Source organism: Neobacillus niacini, from assembly GCF_023715785.1.
Lineage (GTDB): Bacteria > Bacillota > Bacilli > Bacillales > Cytobacillaceae > Neobacillus > Neobacillus niacini_E.
Genome location: NZ_JAMBOX010000001.1, coordinates 643,299 through 665,182, shown reverse-complemented (window position 1 = coordinate 665,182; position 21,884 = coordinate 643,299). Strand labels below are relative to the sequence as shown.

At 42.5% G+C, this 21,884-nt stretch carries 19 protein-coding genes; 14 read left to right on the top strand and 5 right to left on the bottom strand.

Features of this window, described 5'->3' with window-relative positions; all coding sequences use genetic code 11:
* Positions 1-383: 383 nt before the first annotated feature.
* Positions 384-2,009: an SWIM zinc finger family protein gene (locus tag M3234_RS03150; RefSeq protein WP_262303282.1), complete on the bottom strand. Its 1,626-nt coding sequence runs from the start codon at positions 2,007-2,009 to the stop codon at positions 384-386.
* Between the two features lie 484 nt (positions 2,010-2,493).
* Between M3234_RS03150 and M3234_RS03145 the strand changes: the two genes are divergently transcribed.
* Entirely contained in the window at positions 2,494-4,674 is a 2,181-nt protein-coding gene (locus M3234_RS03145) for a bifunctional diguanylate cyclase/phosphodiesterase (RefSeq protein ID WP_262303281.1), read from the top strand.
* A gap of 283 nt (positions 4,675-4,957) precedes the next feature.
* Here M3234_RS03145 and M3234_RS03140 read toward each other — a convergent pair whose 3' ends face one another.
* Positions 4,958-5,293: a hypothetical protein gene (locus M3234_RS03140; RefSeq protein ID WP_262303280.1), complete on the bottom strand. Its 336-nt coding sequence runs from the start codon at positions 5,291-5,293 to the stop codon at positions 4,958-4,960.
* Between the two features lie 104 nt (positions 5,294-5,397).
* The gene (locus M3234_RS03135) at positions 5,398-6,018 is read right to left on the bottom strand and encodes a nuclease-related domain-containing protein (RefSeq protein WP_262303566.1); all 621 of its coding nucleotides are present in this window, start codon (positions 6,016-6,018) and stop codon (positions 5,398-5,400) included.
* A 772-nt stretch (positions 6,019-6,790) separates the two neighbouring features.
* Between M3234_RS03135 and M3234_RS03130 the strand changes: the two genes are divergently transcribed.
* Positions 6,791-7,321: a hypothetical protein gene (locus M3234_RS03130; protein ID WP_262303279.1), complete on the top strand. Its 531-nt coding sequence runs from the start codon at positions 6,791-6,793 to the stop codon at positions 7,319-7,321.
* Positions 7,322-7,501: 180 nt separating this feature from the next.
* On the opposite strand, the gene M3234_RS03125 is transcribed toward M3234_RS03130, so the two are convergent.
* Positions 7,502-8,599: a C40 family peptidase gene (locus M3234_RS03125; protein WP_262303278.1), complete on the bottom strand. Its 1,098-nt coding sequence runs from the start codon at positions 8,597-8,599 to the stop codon at positions 7,502-7,504.
* Between the two features lie 261 nt (positions 8,600-8,860).
* Here M3234_RS03125 and M3234_RS03120 point away from each other — a divergent pair, with 261 nt between their 5' ends.
* On the top strand, positions 8,861-9,019 hold the full coding sequence (locus tag M3234_RS03120; RefSeq protein WP_262303277.1) for a hypothetical protein: 159 nt from the start codon (positions 8,861-8,863) through the stop codon (positions 9,017-9,019).
* 139 nt (positions 9,020-9,158) lie between these two features.
* On the opposite strand, the gene M3234_RS03115 is transcribed toward M3234_RS03120, so the two are convergent.
* The gene (locus M3234_RS03115) at positions 9,159-9,974 is read right to left on the bottom strand and encodes an SGNH/GDSL hydrolase family protein (protein WP_262303276.1); all 816 of its coding nucleotides are present in this window, start codon (positions 9,972-9,974) and stop codon (positions 9,159-9,161) included.
* A gap of 247 nt (positions 9,975-10,221) precedes the next feature.
* Here M3234_RS03115 and M3234_RS03110 point away from each other — a divergent pair, with 247 nt between their 5' ends.
* The 11 genes from M3234_RS03110 (at position 10,222) to M3234_RS03060 (ending at position 21,871) form a co-directional block, all read left to right on the top strand.
* Positions 10,222-10,971 (top strand): YveK family protein, encoded by a 750-nt coding sequence (locus M3234_RS03110; RefSeq protein ID WP_262303275.1) that lies wholly within the window; start codon positions 10,222-10,224, stop codon positions 10,969-10,971.
* A complete protein-coding gene (locus tag M3234_RS03105; RefSeq protein WP_285858216.1) occupies positions 10,961-11,674 on the top strand; it encodes a CpsD/CapB family tyrosine-protein kinase in 714 nt (237 codons plus the stop codon). Before M3234_RS03110 ends, M3234_RS03105 begins: the two co-directional genes overlap by 11 nt.
* Before the next feature lie 100 nt (positions 11,675-11,774).
* Positions 11,775-12,539, top strand: a complete 765-nt coding sequence (locus tag M3234_RS03100; protein WP_262303274.1) for a tyrosine-protein phosphatase — start codon at positions 11,775-11,777, stop codon at positions 12,537-12,539.
* 356 nt (positions 12,540-12,895) lie between these two features.
* Complete coding sequence (locus tag M3234_RS03095; RefSeq protein WP_262303273.1) at positions 12,896-14,722, top strand: polysaccharide biosynthesis protein; 1,827 nt, start codon at positions 12,896-12,898, stop codon at positions 14,720-14,722.
* A gap of 145 nt (positions 14,723-14,867) precedes the next feature.
* Positions 14,868-15,527: a sugar transferase gene (locus M3234_RS03090; RefSeq protein WP_262303272.1), complete on the top strand. Its 660-nt coding sequence runs from the start codon at positions 14,868-14,870 to the stop codon at positions 15,525-15,527.
* Positions 15,527-16,351 (top strand): HpcH/HpaI aldolase/citrate lyase family protein, encoded by an 825-nt coding sequence (locus M3234_RS03085; protein WP_262303271.1) that lies wholly within the window; start codon positions 15,527-15,529, stop codon positions 16,349-16,351. The genes M3234_RS03090 and M3234_RS03085 overlap by 1 nt, the downstream gene beginning before the upstream one ends.
* Positions 16,352-16,376: 25 nt before the next feature.
* Positions 16,377-17,297 carry an NAD(P)-dependent oxidoreductase gene (locus tag M3234_RS03080; RefSeq protein WP_262303270.1) on the top strand — a complete coding sequence of 307 codons (921 nt, stop codon included), beginning with the start codon at positions 16,377-16,379 and terminating at the stop codon, positions 17,295-17,297.
* 42 nt (positions 17,298-17,339) lie between these two features.
* The gene (locus M3234_RS03075) at positions 17,340-18,443 is read left to right on the top strand and encodes a glycosyltransferase family 4 protein (RefSeq protein WP_262303269.1); all 1,104 of its coding nucleotides are present in this window, start codon (positions 17,340-17,342) and stop codon (positions 18,441-18,443) included.
* A gap of 16 nt (positions 18,444-18,459) precedes the next feature.
* Positions 18,460-19,842 (top strand): nucleotide sugar dehydrogenase, encoded by a 1,383-nt coding sequence (locus M3234_RS03070; RefSeq protein WP_262303268.1) that lies wholly within the window; start codon positions 18,460-18,462, stop codon positions 19,840-19,842.
* Positions 19,843-19,844: 2 nt separating this feature from the next.
* Positions 19,845-20,819: an SDR family oxidoreductase gene (locus M3234_RS03065; protein WP_262303267.1), complete on the top strand. Its 975-nt coding sequence runs from the start codon at positions 19,845-19,847 to the stop codon at positions 20,817-20,819.
* A gap of 11 nt (positions 20,820-20,830) precedes the next feature.
* Positions 20,831-21,871 carry a glycosyltransferase family 2 protein gene (locus M3234_RS03060; RefSeq protein WP_262303266.1) on the top strand — a complete coding sequence of 347 codons (1,041 nt, stop codon included), beginning with the start codon at positions 20,831-20,833 and terminating at the stop codon, positions 21,869-21,871.
* Positions 21,872-21,884: the final 13 nt, after the last annotated feature.

The following is a 21,884-nucleotide window of genomic DNA, read 5'->3' as shown; positions in this document are numbered from 1 at the left end:
ATGTACCTCTAAAGATGGTATCTTTAAAGAATTTATCCGTAAGGATGTGCCAGAATGATTTAAGGTCGCCAATAACAATGGTCCTTTATTGGCGACCGAAGCCTCAAATCCAAAGCCTTTTCGGTAGCCAATGGCCTTTTTATAAAAGACCAATACCTGATCCACTTCACTTTTTTTGCACATATTCCGGTTTAATATACAGAAAAACAAACTATTATTACTCTTTACATCAGTTTATTTGCGCACCACCTCAGGCACCGCCCGCACCAAACCCAACCGCAGCCCACAAACCCCAACTGTCCGCCCCACGTGGACAAAATCGCCAAACTGTCCACGGGCGGTGCCTGACACCAATACCACCATCTACACCATTAACACCATCTCTATATCAACTTACTCCTCTGACACTCCTCATGAAATGCCCTAAGCCTTTTAGTCCGCTCCATCAGCCCATCCAAAAAATACTCCCAATCGTCGACCCGCTTCAGCTTCTTGTACAACGTCCGCAGCTTCTTCAAGTGTCGGACGGCCAACCGGTAGCTACCCCGATTCTTCGCATCGATTTCCTTCTGCGCGACCTGGTGCAGCATCCCCAGCAGCAAATCGGGCCGTTCCTTCTCGACCAACTTCACCCGTTCCTTTGGCAAGTCGGCATACTCCATCCCGACAAACGCCTGCAGCTCAGCCCACCGCGCATAATCGCCGCGCTCAAACAACAAATACTCATAATCAGCATAACTATAGGGCAAACCACTCAACAGCGCCCGCTCAAACACATCGGACCGCCCGTTCTCCGTGCAATACCCAGAAATCGCCCGCAGCGCCGTCCTCACAAACGCCGAACGGCTATGATACGACGTGAGCCGTTCCAAATATCCCTTCAACTTGCCCAAGAACATGTCAATCACCGGCCCGACACGACGCCATGCCTTCGCCACTGTGAAAAAATCAATCCAGTACACCATAAACGGCACCAAAGCCGAATCATCCATCCGCCCGGCCAGCTTTAGCGCCAGCTCATCATTGTCGAGCAGGAAGTACAAATGAATCATCGTCACCTCAAGCGCCAGCGGATTCTCCTCGTCGTCCAAATCCTTCAACCGCGCTCCAATCCGCAAAGCTTCCTCCTGCCGCCACTCTTTCTTCCGAAAAACCTCCGTCCACATCACCCGGTGCAAATACACCCGCTCCTGCACAAACCCGCCACTGCACGTCAGCGCCGCAAACACCTCATCCTTCAACCGCTCAATAAACGCATCAAACGCAAACGGAAGCGCCTGGGCACTCATTTTTCCAGCCAAATCGTCGGCATCATCCAACAAATTATGAAAACAATGCCCATACGCCCGGCGCACGGCCTCCTCGGCAAACCCGAGCTCATCCGTCAGCACCGCGAGCTTCCGAAACGACACAACCGCCGCCACAAGCCCATACAGCTGGCGCCACTCCTGCTCCATCGGGGCACTCGCCATCACCCGCCGCTGGTAAATCCCAAACAGCTCCGAAATCACATACGGGTTTGTATACTTCTTGCCGCCTATCAGCGTATCAAAACTTGACTCGAACAACCCAAGCCACTTATCATAATCCGGTTTCGGCAGCCGCCCGGCCTTCATCAGGTCCTTCGCCACCTGCAGCCCCATCACCGCCGCCGAACGCGTCTCCCGCGCCGGCTCACGCCACTCCGCCAGCCAATCGCTCACACTGCCGACCTTCGAATACACGGCAAAAAACACCGCCAACTGATGCCGGCACAGCCCCTCGCCCGGGCACGAACACTCGCTCAAACCGAGAAACTCCGGATCGAGCCGCACCTTCGCCGGCGTCACATCCTGCACCGTCGCGCAAAACTCGCCGCCCTCATAGCGCAGCTGCGTCACCAGCCCCTGCCGAAACAACATCATCCCGCTCTGGACCATCCGCGCATCCTCCGACGAATGCGCAATCAACAAATCCTGCAGCTCATCCGCCAGCTCCTGAACCTTCTCACTCCCAGGAAACGACTCCATCGTCCGCGCCTCCTCTACTCAAAAATAATCCTGCGTATCAGCACCCTATATATTAAAAAAAATCATACAAACAATCAGACCTTGCCAATAAAGGCGGTGTGAGCAGAGCTAAGCAAGCCTAATTCAAGCCATAAAAAAGTATACCTGCCCCATAACTAGCCGCTCCGCCCCTTGCCTCCCAAAATCCATATTCCTTTATTATACCCAAAAATCGGCCTTTAGAGGAGTGACAAACCCAAGAGCTTTTTGAAAAATGAACGCAGCCTTAGGCTCCGACACCTGATCTTCGTAGTTGAACCCCGTCAGGCGCACAGACCAGCCCCCGGGGTTCCCCGAACCCAATCACTGCCACGAACCCCATCCTCCGACGCAAAACCAAAAAATCAACCCGCTAAAATTTCCCACTCGCCAAATCCCTCATAATACTGATAACCTTATCAAAATTTAGTAGAATAAATAATAATTCACCATGAGGGGATTCGGTATGATGAACTCGAACTCGATTATTGGCCCAAAATCGGATATCTATCAATCACTGTTCGATTACAACCATGACGCCTGCTACGCGCTGGACCTGAACGGAAAATTTATCCTCGTCAACGATGCAGCCGCCGAACTAGTCGGATACGACAAACAAGAACTCCTGCAGATGTCCTTTTACGAGCTAATGAACCTGAACGAAGCGGAAGCGGCCACGCAATACTTCAAGCGCGTTCTGGAAGGCGACAGCGAGCGGTTTAACATCAGCATTCATAAAAAAGATGGAAAAGCATTGGATTTATTTATCACTGCCGTGCCAATCTGGGTCGAGGGCAAAATCGAAGGCGTCGTCGGCATGGTCCGTGACGTCACCGAGAGGAACACCCTTGAAACAATGCTAAACGGACAAAACCACGTCCTTGAAATGATCGCCAAAGGGGCCGCGCTCCCCGATGTGCTCGCCGAAATCATCCGTCTGGTTGAATTCGTTTCCGATGATGGCATATGCTCGATCTACCTAACAGAACAAGACGGCACAAGCCTCGTCCATGCGTCTTCACCGTCGATTCCGGCCGCCTATACCAAGCAAATCAACCACTTGCCCATCGGTCCGGAATCGGGAGCGGCCGCCGCCGCCGCGTATCATAAACGGCCAATCATCGTCAGCGACATCGCCAATGACCCCTTATGGAAAAAGCACCGGGACATCGCGGTCAAATGCGGGCTCCGAGCCAGCTGGTCGACACCTGTATTCAACAGCCAGGAGGAGCCGATTGCTGTTTTTTCAATCTATTACAACCAGCCGTGCGAACCGACCGAGGCCGATATCCAGCTCATCGAAAAAGCGGTCCACCTGACAAGCCTGGCCGTTCACCATTACCAAGCAGAAGAAACGATCAACTTTATGGCGTTTTATGACGAACTGACCGGCCTGCCGAAACGGCGACTTTTTGACGAAAAAGCCACGGAGGCAATCAAACAGCATACAGACAAGCCGCAGCAAGCCATTGCCTTCATGTACCTTGACCTCGACCGGTTTAAAATCATTAACGACACGCTCGGCCACAACATGGGCGACCTGGTGCTGGAACATGTCGCTAGAAGGCTTCTGTCCGCCATCCGCGAGGAGGACACGGCTTCAAGGCAAGGAGGCGACGAGTTTGCCCTGCTGCTGATAGATGTCAGCAAACAGGAGGCCGCAAGCATCGCCCAGCGGATCATCAATGTGCTGGAGGAACCGTTAATCGTCGACGGGAATGAGGTGTTTGTCACCACGAGCCTCGGCATCAGCCTGTATCCAATGGACGGCGAAACCATGGTTGACCTGCTTAGGAAGGCTGACGTCGCCATGTACAAGGCGAAGCACAAAGGGCGCAACAACTATCAGTTTTATGACGCCGTCCTGGACAAAGAGCTATACGACCGTCACGAAATCGAAATGGAGCTGCGAAAAGCGCTGGAGAAGGGAGAATTTGAGCTCCATTACCAGCCGATCATCAACCTTTCCACCAATACCATCGTCGGCGCCGAGTCGCTGCTGCGCTGGAAAAATTCGACGCTCGGCCATGTCGGACCTGACCGCTTCATCCCCATCGCCGAAGAAACGGGGATGATTGTGCCGATTGGCGAGTGGATCCTGAACACCGCCTGCAGGCAACTGAAGGCATGGGAGCAGGAGGGTCTCAACTTGTCGGTGGCTGTCAACATCTCGATTCGCCAATTTTACAAGAAGAACTTGGCCTTCGTGATTGCTGATGCCCTAAACGAGACGGGGATTAACCCCGCACACCTGACGATTGAGATCACCGAAAGCATGACAATGGATGTCGAAACTGCATCAAAAATTCTGCGGGAACTAAAGGACCTCGGCGTCAATATTTCAATTGACGATTTCGGCACCGGTTACAGCTCGCTCAGCTATTTGAAGACCTTCCCGATCGACAGCCTGAAAATCGACCAATCCTTTGTCCGAGATATCGCCAACAGCAATTGCGATCAAAACATCGCCACCGCGATTCTGCTCATGGCCCACAACCTCGGTCTGAACGTCATCGCCGAAGGGGTCGAAACCACCGACCAGCTCGACATCCTGCGCAAATACCAATGCAACTGCGCCCAAGGCTACCTGTTCAGCAAGCCGCTGCCGGCGGAGGAATTTATAAAACTACTGGAGAACTCTTACTGAGATGTTCTTAAAAAGGGGTAACTTTTCTCTACAAATCTAGAGGAAAATTACCCCTTGCTTAGGATCGCACCCAACTTTAATTGCGGCATTTTACGTTTTATTTGCACAAATCGAGAGTTTATTTGCGAATTTCCCGTTTTTATTTGCGCCTCCCAACGATAGCTGAGCGACACCCGATTTTATTTGCGGTTTTGACCGTTTTATTTGCGCAAATCAGCACGTTATTTGCGATATCGGCTATTTTATTTGCGTACCAGCACTAGCCCCAGTTCCACATCTCGAGCTACCGCCTTCGCTCATTCTCCGACTTAGAAGCCGTCAGCACGACGCTCCGTTTCATCCCCGTCTTCTTCCGCACAACCGGATTCCATGGAAACTGGTCCGGTGCATACACCCGCATCCGCCGCGAGCCGCTGCACACCAAATTCAGCGAGCGCAGCATCCGACCCGCCACGTCAACCGAATCGCCCAAATGCAGAAACGCCCGCAGCTCACGGTTGGTAATCGTCGGCCCGAATAAAAGGAAATGATCATCAATCGCCTGAATATGTGCATCCTTTGAAACAGTCCCGCAACGAATACAAACCCATGGCCCGGCCCCGTTCCGCACCATCGGCAATTGCCCACACTCCGGCACCGGGCACTGGACGCCGCTCCGTAAATCACCCCGCACGACACCATACTTCTCGAGCACGAATGTAACGGGAGGCCTATTCATTTTAATCAGCAGTCGGGATAGTTTGCGCATGTCCTTTTGTGTGAGGCAGAGAGTCTGATCGTTCTGTTCAAACTGTTGGAATCGTTTGAGGAAAATATCCGATTTGCGACGTGGGGCCGGACCTTGTGGGCGTTTTGGCCGGTGACCTTAAAGGTGCAGTAAGGATTCGTGAGTGTAATGAGAAAATCAATCGGGACGTTAGGGAAATGGTTGGCCGCAAGCAGCTCCTGCACATACGCCTTATGCCGCTGTTCCTGGGCGACGGGGCAGCGGTAGCCCTTTGTTTGCCCATCCTTCGTTTGCAAGAACTGCTCAAGCGTCGTGTCGAATTCCAGCTCGCCAGCCATGTGCTTCACGCCGATTAAATAGATACAACCGGGAGTGATAATCATTGTATCAATTTGGCAGATAAACTCGCCGTCCGGGAGGTTGAGGTCGTGGAGTATGAAATAGTTCTGGTGGGGGAGCGAGCGCAAATAGTAATCGAGTGACTCCTCGCCGTGATGGCCGGCAATCCTGCGGCAGTGTTCCTCCTCAATCAGCGAGTAGCGCGGGTGACTTTTCGGAAGCCGCCGCAGCAGCGCCGCCAGAATCAGGATGATGAGCGGTAAGGCCCTTGCTTTCATTAACAAACAAATTCCTCCTTTCGTTTTCAAAAAATAAATTCGCAGCCGCCGGCGAAAACCCTGTTGAAGCTTGCCGGAATTTGTTAATGTTTTGTGTCTAAAACGTAAAAGGATCCTTAAAAGGGAGTAACGTAACAGAACCAGAGGCAATTCACTGCAAAAAGTAGAGAGATCATTCCCCTTTTTAGAATGGCCCTGAATCTCATTTGCCGCAGTTCACGTTCTATTTGCGTATACCGAAAGATTATTTGCGATTTACAGTCTTCTATTTGCGGAAAAGCCCCTTTAATTTGTGATTGGTAACATAAATTCGTAACGAAGAATAATGATTGAAAAATGAACCTTGGCCAGTGTACTTGACCTTGAGCATTTGTTATATACCATTCCCGGCATAGAGCAGGGTTGTGAACGGACGAACCAGCCTCGTCTTTGAAACAAAGACAACGCAACGAAAAAATAGAAATAAGGAAATCTTGCGATTTCCAGGTAAGCCACATAGAGTGGGAACTCCGCTGCAAACTTTTATTTGCGGCAGTTCACGTTTTATTTGCGCAAAACGGAAGATTATTTGCGATTTACAAACTTTTATTTGCGGAAATGGCAGTTTTATTTGCACCTTAAGAGATTCTACAATTACCCCTTAGGTACTACTACCTAAGTTTTAGACCACCCTCTACGTAAAAATTACCAAAATTTGTGAATAAAAAAGGATTTTTCCTGACAGGGGTTGAAATAATTATAGAGATATACCGTGTGTGAGGGAGAGGACCCAATGAGGCAGAGTCGCAAATATCGATCCCCTTGTGCCGCCATGCTGTGGTCGCTTATGCTGCCGGGCTTCGGGCAGCTGTACAACCGGGATTTTGTCACAGGATTTGCATTAATCGTATTAGAAATAGTAATCAACGTGAAGTCGGAGTTGAATCAGGTCCTATTATACTCCTTTAGAGGCAAATTGGCTGAAGCCCATGAGATAGGCGATCTTGGCTGGGGATTGTTCTACCCATCCTTTTATGCCTTTGCCATGTGGCAGGCGTTAAACTTCGCGATCGACTTCAACAAGAAGCAGCAGGGAAATGAGGGCGCGACCAGAACCTATCTGTCCGGGTTCTTTCTTGGGCTCGTCATCGGAATGGATTTCGGCCTCTTCTGGCATGACAGCTGGATTGCCGACACCGTCCCGCTCATGGATTATCCGGTCTTCAACGGTCTCTTGTTCGGCCTGGTGTTCGCGGCCATCGGGCATTGGCTTGAAAAAAACCTATATCGAAAAAATAAACGACCAAAATCGATTCAAGAATGAAGGCGCTTTTAAAAAAATGAACCTTGGCTGGTGCACTTGACCCCGCCGCGTTGTTGAACCCCAACCGCCTTAACGAAAAAATAGAAACAAGGAAATAAAAGACCAGCCCTCATTACAGGCTGGTCTTCATTATGCAATAAAGCGTCTTTGTGTAACTAGAGATCGATTCCCGTCGTCCTATTAATATAACCGCTTGAACGCTTCAAAGTGCTGTTTGTAGTAGGTGCTCGACAGGCTTGAGATCATTACGCCATTCGTTGAGTTGGCGTGGATGAATTGGTTGTTGCCGATGTAGAATCCCACGTGCGAGATGCCTTTTTGATAGGTGTTGGCAAAGAACACGAGGTCGCCGATTTGCGGCTGGTCGACATAATAGCTGCGGTCGTAGTAGCCGGCAGCGGAATAGCGGCCGATTTTCTTGCCGGACTGGTTGGCGACATAGTAGATGAAGCCACTGCAGTCAAAGCCGGACAGGGTGCTGCCGCCCCAGACGTATGGGATGCCCATTAAGCTTTTCGCCACTTCAATGGTTTTGCTACCAAAGTCGGTTGCTGGTGCCGGTGCAACACCAGGAGCCGGGGCAGGAGCGGCGGACCCGGATGGACCAGGTACCAACAGCTTGCGTCCTGCATAAATTAGGTCTGATGATAAGTTATTAAGCGTCCTTAATTCCCCGACGGTCGTGCCGAATTTAGAGGCAATTTTGCTCAAGCTGTCGCCGCTTACGATTGTGTACTCAATACTCGACTGCCAGCTTGGCGGCGCCGTTGATGGATTCGGAGCTGGTGCCGGTGTGGGAGCCGGCGCTGGAGCAGGTGTAGGCGCTGGTGCCGGGCTTGGTGCCGGAGCAGGCGCTGCTTGTCCAGGTGCAGAAACCTTCAACGTTTGGCCGATGTAAATGATCGTGCCAGAAATATTGTTCCACTGTTTTAATTCGGCGACCGTGACGCCATAGCGGTTGGCGATTTTAATCAGGGCATCGCCTTTAACAACGGTGTAGGCGGCTGCAGGCTGTGGCGTTTGGGCAGCTGGCTGCTGCGGCTTTGGTGCTGCAGCCGGTTCGGCGGAAACTTTAAGGGTCTGATTAGGATAGATTAAGTCAGAAGTTAGGCCGTTCAAGCTTTTTAATTGGCTGACGGTCGTCTTGTGAGTCAGGGCGATTTTTGACAAAGTATCGCCTTTTTGGACCGTATATGTACTGGCGTGCGCAGCGCCTGCATAGGCAAGCGATAGGAATGCGGTGGTCGATAACACGCGCACTATGGTTTTATTATCCAAGATTGTTCCCCCCTATTTAGCTATTTTTCTATTCATTTTACCATAGATTGCTAATATAAAGGGGTACGAATTGGTAAATTTTGAAGGAAAAATAAAAATATAGGCTAAAGGGCAAAGAATTTGTCAGTGACCATAGTCCTAAGTAGTCAGATTCTACAAATTTCACATAATTGTGCCAAAATTCGACTGGAAATCTATTTACATTTCACTGGTTTTCTATTACTATTGTTAAAAATATGTATGGGAGGTTGTTAGTGGGAAGTGGAGTCGAAGGGAAATAACATAACCAGAACAAGTGTGGAATTTAGCGAGATTGTAAAAAAGGCTTATGAAAAAGGATTGACCGAAGACAAACTGACCATTGATCAACTGATGGCCGATTTAAAAGCAGAACTGAAACATTTAGTAGCGGGCTGTTAATATAGATAGGAAGAAGATAAGCTGCAGGAGTGGATTCCGGCAGCTTTTTATAGTTGCCGCATAAATTCAACTACGTCTGTGGTCCCAACGAACTCACCAATAGGCGAGACTTCCCTTGCACAAAAAAACGAATCCATCACTAGGATTCGCCTTTGTGAACAAAATATTCAATAAGGAATCGACTCCACACCCCGGCGCCTTTTTCGGTTACCGCTTTATGGTCGGGTGTTATGTATTCTTTAATAGCTTCAGTATTTGCATTAGGCCAGGCAGTCCAGTGATCCAGATAGGGTAACTGATTCTCCTCAGCAAAGGCCTTCAGCTGGGCGGTCTGCTGTGGATAGATGTTCGCCTTGAATATAGGATAAGACGGCTGAATGATAAACACCGTTTCAGACTTCGCAGCACGCACGTCCTCGATGATCTTGGTTAAATCGTTAAAGGTATTCGCAGGCGAAACCAAGCCATTATTCTTCAACATAAACGGCTCGATGACAACAAGATCAGCCTGTTCCGCAGCAATTTCTGCCGCTTTATTTTCCTTAATCAGATAATTGGAAGTGGCATTATACGTCTTCAGCCCCACTTCGAGATGGTCCGCGCCATAGGCATTAAGCAGACCCTGTTTGACAAGTGGGAACACGCCTTCCGTTTCGGTACCGATAGCTGGCGAGCCGACAAACAGGATTTTAAAGCTGTCCCCAGCGGCTAACTTCTTCTTAAAGTTCTTAGCGGCTTCGGCGGGCCAGTTCTTCGTTAACGACAGGAGCTGTTCATCCATCAGGGCCTGCTCTTCTTTAGCAGATTCCCCCTGCTTTAAGGTGCCGGTCTGTTTATTTTGGGCAGATGTGCCCGTTATTTTGTCATTCCAATGGGATTGGCCTACATAGAGTACGGCAATAAATGCGATACATAATAAAAAGGTCAGGACTTTTTGCATGTGTGATCCCCCCAAATCTAGTGCAATCCTATTATAGCAGAAATATCTTCCAAATCGCCCTTGATTCTACAAAAAATTACAAAGTTATGACTAAGACTGTCAAAAATTAAAAAAGAAATTCCTACCAAAATTACAAATACCCTTCAAAAATCTTACAAAAAGTAGTTTAATTAGAAGAGTGATGTTTCGACAAAAGACTCAATTAATACGACAAGATATGTTATAATATTCAATTGTATCTATATATCTCCAGGAGGACAAAATGGAAGAGACTATTAGTTTGAAAGAGTTGTTTGAGACGCTGAAAAAGCGATTGTTATTAATCATTTCCATTACTGCCATTGCCGGCCTTGTCAGTGGCGTTGTCAGTTACTTTTTCTTAACCCCTATTTATCAGGCTTCAACTCAGATACTTGTCAACCAAGCAAAGAATGACCAGGCATTTTACAGCCCGAGTGAAGTACAGACCAACCTTCAATTGATTAATACCTACAATGTCATTATTAAAAGTCCGGCCATTTTGGATAAGGTTGCAGATGACCTTGATTTAGGCGTGAATGCTAGGCAATTAAATGAAAAAATTAATGTCGGCAGCGAAAAGGATTCCCAGGTGGTAAACATCTCTGTACAGGACCCGAGCCCTGATACTGCCGCGTTGATTGCGAACAAGACGGCTGAAGTGTTTCAAAAAGAAATCACCAATATCATGAATGTCGATAACGTCAGCATCCTGGCGAAGGCAGAAGTAGCCGAGAACCCTTCGCCAATCAAACCAAGACCGTTAATGAACGTGGCAATTGCGATTGTGGTCGGTTTAATGGCTGGTGTCGGGATCGCATTCTTACTTGAATACTTTGATAATACGATTAAGAACGAACAAGATGTTGAGAAGGAATTAGAGTTACCAATTCTGGGAATTATTGCCCAGATTGATGACCAGAAGCTCGAGGAACTGAAGGCAAGACGAGCAGCAAGAAACTCAAGAGTAAGAGGTGAGACCATTGGCTCTTAGAAAAAAGAAAAAGCAAATCAGTAGAGACCCGGGCCGCAAACTGATTACGGCGATTGCACCGAAATCGCCGATTGCCGAGCAGTACAGGACGATTCGGACCAATATCCAGTACTCTTCTATAGATGAAGAAATTAAAGCGATTATGATTACCTCTTCCGGCCCTGGAGAAGGTAAGTCAACAACCGCCTCGAACCTTGCCGTGACATTTGCCCAGCTAGGCAAAAAGGTTTTATTGGTCGATGCCGACCTTCGTAAGCCGACGGTACATCATACGTTTGCGGTAGATAATTTATTCGGATTTACGACCGTCTTAACAAAGCAAAGATCGCTGGATAAAACAATTCAGGAAACAGAAGAGCAGGATTTATATATCTTAACGAGTGGACCGATCCCTCCTAACCCTGCTGAGCTGTTGAGCTCTAAATCGATGGAGCAGTTTATTGAGGAAGCGAAGCAAGAATTTGACTATATCATTTTTGATACACCGCCATTATTAGCGGTAGCTGACCCGCAAATATTGGCCAATAAAGTGGACGGTTCCATAATGGTTGTTTACAGTGAAAAAACAGAAATTGACCAGGCTAAAAAGGCGAAGGAATTGCTTGGAAATGCCCAAAGCAAACTGTTGGGTGTCGTGTTAAATCATAAGGAAGTTCATAAGAGCGATTACTATTATTACTATGGGTCTTATGGTACAAAGTAATAAATTTCGACAAATCTCACCCCTTTCCTGATACTTTCGACTTTGGTAAGATGGTTAAAGAACTAGAAAATTAACAATTTACTGGAAAAGGGTGAGGGGTATGGTGGATTTACATTGTCATCTTTTGCCCCAGGTGGATGATGGGGCAAGAGATTTAGCGGAAAGTATCGAAATGGCGCGGAAGGCTGTCCAACAGGGAATTACGACAATTGTTGCAACGCCGCATCATCTCAATAATCAATATGAAAACCCGAAGCATTCGATTATTGGGAAAGTAGACGAATTAAACCAAGTTTTTCAAGCGGAAAAAATAGATTTAAAAGTGCTGCCAGGACAAGAAGTCCGTATCCATGGTGAATTGCTGGAAGGATACGAATTTGAAGAAATACTGCCTGTGAACCATTCCCAGTATGTATTGGTCGAGTTCTCCTCGAGCCATGTCCCGAGATACACGGATCAGTTGTTCTTCGATATGCAGCTAAACGGCCTGACTCCGATTATTGTCCATCCGGAGCGGAATCAGCAAATTGTTGAACAGCCGGAAGTGTTGTATCAACTGGTGAAAAAAGGCGCATTGACGCAAGTGACGGCGGCCAGCGTTTGTGGTGATTTTGGCAAAAAGATTAAAAGCTTCTCGTTGCAATTAATAGAAGCAAGTTTAACTCATATCATTGCCTCTGATGCGCATAATACCGGCAATCGGACATTCAAGATGAAAGAGGCTTACAGTCTCATTCAAGAGAAATACGGAAATGAACTGGTGTATATGCTGAAGGAAAATGCGGAGCTGGTGATTGCCGGGCAGCATGTGTATAAAGAGATTCCGGAACGCGTAAAAAAGAAGAAGTTTTTAGGCATTTTCTAACCGTAATAGAATGACCGCCCTGTAGGGGCTATCCATGAAAAAATTAAGCTGCGTTGAGATTACAAAAATTGAACATCTTAATCAGGCTTAATACCTGACGGCGAGGCTTCCCTGTCCGTTATCCATGGGGGCACTCGGTCATGCTGTGGGTCTATAGTAGGACAAGACCTTAGACGCCAGTCGTCAAGAGCATGACGTGAGGACGGGTTAGATGCCCGATTTTAAAAAAATATAAAAAACAATAAATATCTAATGAAAGGATAAGCGTTTGCATGCTTGTATTTCCATTAGGTATTTATTTTTTTGACCATTTTATTTAGTTAAACGAAATAGAGAAAAAAAGGGGGAAAAAACGGGTGACGTACGGGAAGAGGTTGACCACGCTTGCCTTGTTGGATTCGATTATTGTGTTGTCGGCAATCTACATAAGCTATTGGACACTTAATCCGACCATAGACATTGTGAAGAATCCAATGATTTTGGTTACTGCGGTAACAATTTTTACTTGCCATCATGTGTTTGCATTCATTTATAAGCTATATAACAAAGCGTGGCAATATGCGAGTGTGGGCGAGCTAATTGCGATTGTTAAAGCAGTGACGTTTACAATCGGGATTGCAGCTCTGATGCAGGAGACCTTTTATGGCAACATTTATGTAAGAGCATTGATGATTACGTGGATGCTTCATGTGCTGTTTATTGGAGGTTCGCGTTTTTCATGGCGAATGTTCCGCGACAACATCATGAACAGGCAGAAAAATATTAAAAATACATTAATTATTGGTGCCGGATCGGGCGGGACGATGGTCGCTCGGCAGCTGCTGCATAATCATGATATTGATTTAAAACCGGTGGCGTTTATTGATGACGATCCAAGAAAGTATAGGTTGGATGTGTTGGGAATTCCCGTTGTCGGGAATTCCAGCGATATTGTTAAAACAGTTGAGAAATACAAGATTGAAAACATCATCATTGCGATTCCCTCACTAAGTAAAAAAGAAATCAATCGAATCTTTGACGAATGCTCAAAGACAAAGGCAAAGACACAAATCATGCCGATGTTAGAGGACTTAATGACAGGAAAGGTCTCTGTCAATGAATTCCGCGATGTGCAGGTTGAGGATTTATTGGGAAGAGAACCGGTAGAGTTGGATATGGCGAGTATTTCAGAGTATGTGTCTGCAAAAACAGTACTCGTGACCGGAGCTGGCGGTTCAATTGGATCGGAGATTTGTCGGCAAATTTGCAAGTTTGGACCTCGAAAAATCGTTCTGTTAGGGCATGGTGAGAATAGCATTTATCTAATTGATATGGAGTTACGGAAACTGTATCAGGATCAGATTGAGATTGTGCCCGTGATTGGGGATATTCAGGATCGAACAAGAATGTTTGAGGTAATGGAAGAGCATAAACCGTTTGTTGTTTATCATGCGGCGGCTCATAAGCATGTACCTCTTATGGAATATAACCCTAGGGAAGCTGTGAAAAATAACATTTTTGGGACTAAGAATGTGGCGGAGGCAGCGGACACCTTCGGTGTTAATACTTTTGTAATGATCTCTTCTGATAAGGCGGTTAATCCCCCGAATGTTATGGGGGCTACGAAACGATTTGCTGAATTGATTATTCAGAGCTTGGCGCAGCACAGTAATACGAAATTCGTTGCTGTCCGATTTGGGAATGTGCTTGGCAGCCGCGGAAGTGTTATACCGTTATTTAAAAAGCAGATAAAGGCTGGAGGGCCGGTGACGGTTACACACGAAGAGATGACACGATATTTTATGACTATACCGGAAGCATCAAGGCTTGTTATACAGGCTGGTTCCCTAGCGAAAGGCGGGGAAATCTTTGTTTTGGATATGGGAGAGCCGGTGAAGATTGTTGACCTTGCGGTCAATCTTATTAAGTTGTCTGGTTATACAGTTGAGGAGATTGGGATTCAGTTTTCGGGGCTTCGGCCTGGGGAGAAGATGTATGAAGAACTGCTGAATGAGAATGAGGTGCATCCGGAGCAGATTTTTCCTAAGATTCATATTGGGAAGGCGAGCGTGATTAATGCAGAGGTACTTAGTCAGTTAATTAATAAATTACTAAATATGAGTGAGATAGAGATGCATGATACTTTGATTGCGGTGGCAAATAATAAATTTGACAGTTCAAGATTTGTGCCTGTAGCAAATTAGTTTTTGTGAAAAAAGGACATAAAACATCCTGTGTTCATTATATTTATAGGAACACAGGATGTTGTTCTGATAGTTTTTTTGATTGGTAATTACTTTTATTTAGAGTATATTCCCCAAAAAGTAAAAAAGGAGAAATATGTTCCGTATGGTTTATAGGAAAATTAAAAGGATACTAGATATTATTTTGTCTCTCATAGGTTTAATAATCATATCTCCACTTTTAATAATAGTCGCAATTGCTATTAAATTGGAGTCTAAAGGACCGATTATTTTCAAGCAGGACCGTCTAGGTCTTTATGGTGAAGTATTTAAAATATATAAATTCCGATCAATGTGTGTAGGTGCTGAAAAGGGTGGAGTTTACGAAACAAAGGGCGATAGTAGAGTCACTAGAATAGGGAAATTCATAAGAAAAACGAGTATTGATGAATTTCCTCAATTTTTCAACATTATTAAAGGGGACATGTCGATTATCGGGCCTCGACCGACATTAACATATCATCCTTGGCCGCTTGCTGAGTATACTGAATTTCAGAAAAAGAGATTTAAGGTTAGACCTGGTGTAACGGGATGGGCACAAATAAATGGTAGAAAAGACGTGCCTTGGGATAGAAGGATTGAGTATGATGTCGAATATGTTGAAAACCTCTCTTTTACTTTTGATATAAAAATTTTTTTAAGAACAATTCTTAAGGTCATCGCAATGAAGGATAATGTCAATGTTCGCGAAACTGCTGGAAGTACTTCGATGAAAGTTCAGGAAACCATTTCAACTTCAACAATAGAAGAAAGAAGGAAAAAATAATGCCTTTAAAGCTAATGTACATTACAAATCAAGCAGAGGTTGCAATGATAGCTGAAAAAAGCGGTGTAAACTGGATTTTTGTTGACTTGGAAATTAATGGAAAAGATGAAAGACAAGGACATTTGGATACTGTTATTTCCAGACATAGTATACATGATGTTAAAAGAATTAAGAATGTCTTAACAAAATCTAAATTACTAGTTCGAGTTAATCCTATTTATGAAGAATCAAAAAATGAAATAAATATGGTAATTGCAGATGGGGCAGATATCGTTATGCTCCCATTTTTTAAAACGAAGGATGAAGTCGAAACTTTTGTAAGATATATAGATGGAAGAGCTAAGGTTTGCCTATTGTGTGAAACTTCGGAAGCTGTAGAAAATATGGACTCTATACTAACTGTATCTGGGATTGACTACATTCATATTGGATTAAATGACCTTCACCTTAGTTACAACATGAAGTTTATGTTTGAACTCCTAGTTGATGGAACAGTTGAAATGCTTTGTAATAAAATTCAGGCTCAAGGAATTCCGTATGGTTTCGGCGGGATAGCAAGGATTGGGCAAGGTTCCCTGCCAGCGGAAAATATTATTGCTGAACATTATAGACTGGGATCCAGTATGGCGATTCTTTCTAGAAGCTTTTGTAATACTAGTAAGGAAATGAATCTTGACCAGATTGAAGCTGTATTTGATTACGGATTGAATGATATAAGGGAATATGAAAAAGGTCTACTAACTAAGGATTTAGCCTTTTTCAAGGCTAATCAGGAATTTGTTAAAGGAAAAGTAACAGAAATAGTCTATACTTCATCAAAATGATGGGATTAAAAAAGGAAGATTTATTATGAAATTATTACTAACAGGGGCATTTAAATATAGTGAACAGCAATTAAATGCATTGAAGCATCTTGGATATGAAATCTTATTTGTTAGTGATGAAAGAATTCCTCTGCAAATAGATGTAAAAGATGTTGATGCGGTAGTTTGTAATGGCCTATTTCTTTACAATGATATAGAGCAATTTGAAAGTTTGAAATTTATTCAACTTACTAGTGCAGGAATAGATAGGGTACCTCTTGGTTACATAGAGGAGCACGGCATTAAGTTGTTTAATGCCAAGGGAGTGTATAGCATCCCTATGGCAGAATGGGTAGTTTTAAAGATTCTTGAAATTTATAAAAAGAGTAGGGAATTTTACAGGTTACAGGAGGCTCATAATTGGGAAAAGCAGAGAGATTTATTAGAACTTACAGGCAAGACAGCTGTCATTATAGGGTTTGGAAGTGTTGGAACTGAAATTGCCAAAAGACTTAAAGTATTTGGTGTTAATGTGCTAGGGGTTGGCAGACGGCAAATCGAATCCTCGTTCATTGATGAATATTATCTTATTAAACATATAGATGATGTTTTAAAAAAGAGTGACATCGTTATCTTGACTCTACCACTTACAAGTGAAACAAGAAATTTATTGGATGCTAATAAGATTTCAAAAATGAAAGATAATAGTATACTAATTAACGTTTCTAGGGGTGGAGTTATAGATGAAATAGCGTTAGTACAGGCTTTGGAAGAAGATAAATTTCTTGGAGTTGCACTGGATGTATTTGAGAAAGAGCCGTTATTAGCGGACAGTCAGTTTTGGAAATGTGACAAAGTAATAGTTACACCTCATAATTCCTTTGTTTCCGATAAAACAAGTAATAGGTTGTTTGAAACAATTACTAAAAACTTAGGTGATTATCGAGTAAATTCAAGGAATAAGTAAAAATGAAGTGATATTAATTCTCCTTATAAGAGGTGCCATGTTTTGAAGTTTATATTAATTTCACCCAAAAATAGAACGGTATATAACTTTAGGGGAGATCTTATTAAAGATTTAATCTCCAAAGGGTACGAGGTTATAGTTACAGGTCCTAATTTAGATGGTATAGATAAAATTGTAGAACTAGGTGCACACTTTGAACAAATTCCTTTAAATAAGACAGGACTTAATGTTATTGCAGATGTTAAATACCTAATTAAATTGATAAAACTCTTTAAAAGACAAAAGCCAGATGTGACTTTAGGATACACTATAAAACCTGTAATTTATGGTAGTATTGCTGCTAAGTTGGCTGGTATAAAAAATATTAATTCAATGGTAACTGGAGTTGGTTATGTATTTACTGCTACTACAAAAAAAGCAAAGGTAATTAAGTTTTTTGCAAGCATACTATATCGATTAGGTTTTAGTTGTGCTGATACAGTTATATTTCAAAATAAAGATGATATGCATGAATTTACTGAACTTGGACTGCTAAACATGGAAAAATGCCAGCTAGTTAATGGTTCCGGAGTTAATATGGAAAAATTTATGCCTGTTGAATTTCCGAAACAGCTAACCTTTTTTATGCTGTCAAGGGTGATGTATAGTAAAGGAATAAGAGAATACCTAGAGGCTGCAAGGAAAATTAAATCAAGATATAAACATGTAAGGTTTATGTTACTTGGAGCTGTTGAGAAGATGCAAGATTCTATGTCGATGGAAGACCTAAAAACATATATTGAAGATGGAACTATTGAACATTTCGGTGAAACAAATGATGTTACAAATTATTATAAGATGTGTTCAGTATACGTACTTCCTTCTTATAGAGAAGGAACTCCAAGAACAGTTTTAGAGGCAATGGCTATGGGAAGACCAATCATAACTACGGATGCACCTGGTTGTAGAGAAACTGTTATTGATGCTAAGAATGGATTTTTGATCCCAGTTAAAAACAGTGATGAATTAGCTGAAAAAATGGAGTGGTTTATAAATAACCAAGATAAGATTAAGGAAATGGGACAAGCAAGTTATGATTACTGTTTAGAGAAATTCGAAGTTCGGAAAGTTAATCAAAAAATGCTAGATTATATGAAAATTAATTAAAGTGAGGTAAATTACTATGAAGTTATATGAAAATATTGTAAAACGAGTTGAGAAAATCTCCCTAGTGGGTTTAGGTTATGTTGGAATGCCCATAGCTGTTGCCTTTGCTAAAAAAGTAGATGTTATTGGCTTTGATGTTAATAAAGGAAAAATCGAACTTTATAAAAATGGTATAGATCCAACAAAAGAAGTCGGTAATGAAGCAATCAGAAATACAACAGTTGAATTTACTTCTGATGAAGCTAGACTTAGAGAAGCAAAATTTCATATTGTTGCAGTACCTACTCCTGTGAATGCTGATCATACACCTGATTTGAAGCCAGTAGAATCTGCAAGCCGTACATTGGGAAGAAATTTGACAAAAGGCTCGATAGTTGTCTTTGAATCCACTGTTTATCCAGGTGTAACGGAAGATATTTGTGTTCCAATTTTAGAAAAAGAATCTGGACTAAAATGTGGTGTGGATTTTAAGGTTGGTTATTCACCAGAAAGAATTAATCCAGGCGATAAAGTTCACAGACTAGAAACAATTATAAAAGTTGTAGCAGGTCAAGATGAAGAGACATTAAATATTGTTGCAAAAGTATATGAATTAGTTGTTGAAGCTGGTGTGCATAAGGCAGCAAGTATTAAAGTAGCAGAAGCTGCCAAGGTTATAGAGAATTCACAACGTGATATCAACATTGCCTTTATGAATGAGCTTTCTATCATATTTAATAAAATGGGAATTGATACTAAAGCAGTTCTTGAGGCAGCAGGCACAAAGTGGAACTTTCTTAATTTCTCTCCAGGACTAGTCGGAGGTCACTGTATAGGGGTTGATCCCTACTACCTAACGTACAAGGCAGAGCAAATGGGTTATCATTCTCAAATCATTCTATCAGGAAGAAAAATTAATGATGATATGGGTAAATATGTTGCTGAAAGTACAGTAAAGAAAATGATTAAAGCTAATAAGCAAATAAATGGTGCGAAAATAGCGATCTTTGGTGTTACGTTTAAAGAAAATTGTCCTGATGTTCGAAATACAAAAGTAGTTGATGTAATTAAGGAATTAGAAGAATATGGAATAGATGTCAAAGTTGTAGATCCTCAAGCAGACAAAGAAGATTTATGGCATGAATATAGAATTAATCTATGTGAAGTAGAAGAAATAAAAGAGGTGGATGCAGTGATCTTTGCAGTTCCACACGATGAATTTAAATCTATCCAATTGGAAGATGTAAAAGCCTTGTTTGGAACAAGAGGTTATGTAAATTCAGAAGTTATGAGTGAAGTGGCTGCAACATCGGAATTTAATATAGATATTGAAAGAAAAGAATGTGTACTAATTGACCTTAAAGGAATGTTTAATAGGAAAGAAGCGGAAGATACTGGATTTGTTTATTGGAGGCTATAAAATTGGGGTATGAAAATTTAAAATTTCCAGAGGGAAGTAAATTTTTAGTTACGGGTTCGGCAGGCTTTATTGGTTCAAATTTAGTAGAAGCTATACTTAAGTTAGGTTATAAAGTTAGAGGGCTTGATAACTTCTCTACTGGTAAAAAGGAAAATGTAGAAGAATTCTTAGACAATTCTAACTATGAATTTATTGAAGGAGACATTCGTGATTTTGATACTTGTATGAAAGCTTGTGATGGAATCGATTATGTTTTAAATCAAGCGGCTTGGGGAAGTGTGCCGAGAAGCATAGAGATGCCCTTGTTTTATGAGGAGATTAATATAAAAGGTACTCTAAATATGATGGAAGCGGCTAGACAAAATGGTGTGAAAAAATTTGTATATGCTTCAAGTTCATCTGTTTATGGAGATGAGCCAATTCTCCCCAAAAAAGAGGGAAGAGAGGGGAATATATTGTCACCCTATGCCTTAACTAAAAAGGTAGATGAAGAATATGGAAAATTATATACAAAGTTATACGGTCTTGATACCTATGGTTTACGTTATTTTAATGTATTTGGTAGAAGACAAGACCCCAATGGCGTGTATGCAGCTGTTATTCCAAAATTTATAAAACAATTGCTAAATGACGAGTCGCCAACGATCAATGGTGATGGTAAGCAGAGCAGAGACTTTACTTATATTGAAAATGTAATTGAAGCAAACTTGAAAGCTTGTTTCGCTCCCCGTGAGGCAGCTGGACAGGCCTATAATATTGCCTATGGTGGAAGAGAGTTTTTAATTGATATTTATATGTATTTATTAAATGCATTAGGAAAAGATATTCAGCCGATTTTTGGACCTGATCGTAAAGGTGATATTAAGCATAGTAATGCCGATATTAGTAAGGCAAAAGAAATGCTGGGGTATAATCCGGAATGGAATTTTGAAAAAGGAATTGAAGCTGCAATTGGATGGTATAAACAAAATTTATAGTAGGTGGAGTTATGATAAGTGAAAGCCCGCTTGTATCAGTGGTAGTTCCAGTTTATAATACTGAACATTATATTCGGAAATGCATAGATTCAATAGTTAATCAATCATATAAAAACTTGGATATTATAATAGTGAATGATGGTTCACCTGATAAAGCTGGAGAAATAGCAGAAGAGTATTCAGAAATCGATAAAAGAGTCAAAGTTATTCATAAAAAGAATGGTGGTGCAAGTTCAGCGAGAAATTATGGATTAGAAATAGCAAAAGGTAAATATACTTGTTTTATTGATTCAGATGATTGGTTAAATAGTGATGCTATTAATAATTTAGTTACTAAAGCGATTAAAGAGAAATCAGATATAGTTATGCCAGATAGATTTAATAAAGTCTTTTTAAATGGGAAAACGAGAGAAGAATTACTTTTTCCACATTATGAAGAAATACAATCTATCGAAGATTTTGTTATTGATATAATTATTGCTAAGGGTAGGGCATGGAGAGTTTCTTCAGTATTATATAAGACAGATATAATTAAAAACAACAATGTTAAGTTTCCAGTTGGATATACTGCAGAAGATGTTGTGTTTAATTTAGAATTTTTATCAAATGCTTCTAAATTTTCTGTTCTTAAAGAATCAACTTTAAATGTAAATAAAAGAGTTAATAGTGTAACAGCCTCATATAGAAGTGATCTTCCTGAAATAGCATTGTTTATAGATGAAAAGGTAGAAGACTTTATTTCATTAAATGTAGTCAATAGAGATAGAGCAAATATTGCAAAAGACTCATTGTTACGAAGAAATGTTATTCTGTTTATTACATTAGAAATGTCTAATAAAAATAACAAAACCTATGCAGAAAGATCTAATCGTATTCACTCTGTTTTAAATATGACAAGGGTTAACGAGGCATTCAATAGAAAAGAGTATATTCAACCCTACTGGAATTCTAAATTGAAAATCTATTATGCTGGTTTAATGGATTGTTTAATAAGAAACAATTTTAAGGCAACTTCGATATTGATTTCCAGAATTTGCAACTCTTTTGTATAAAATGTCAAAAAAA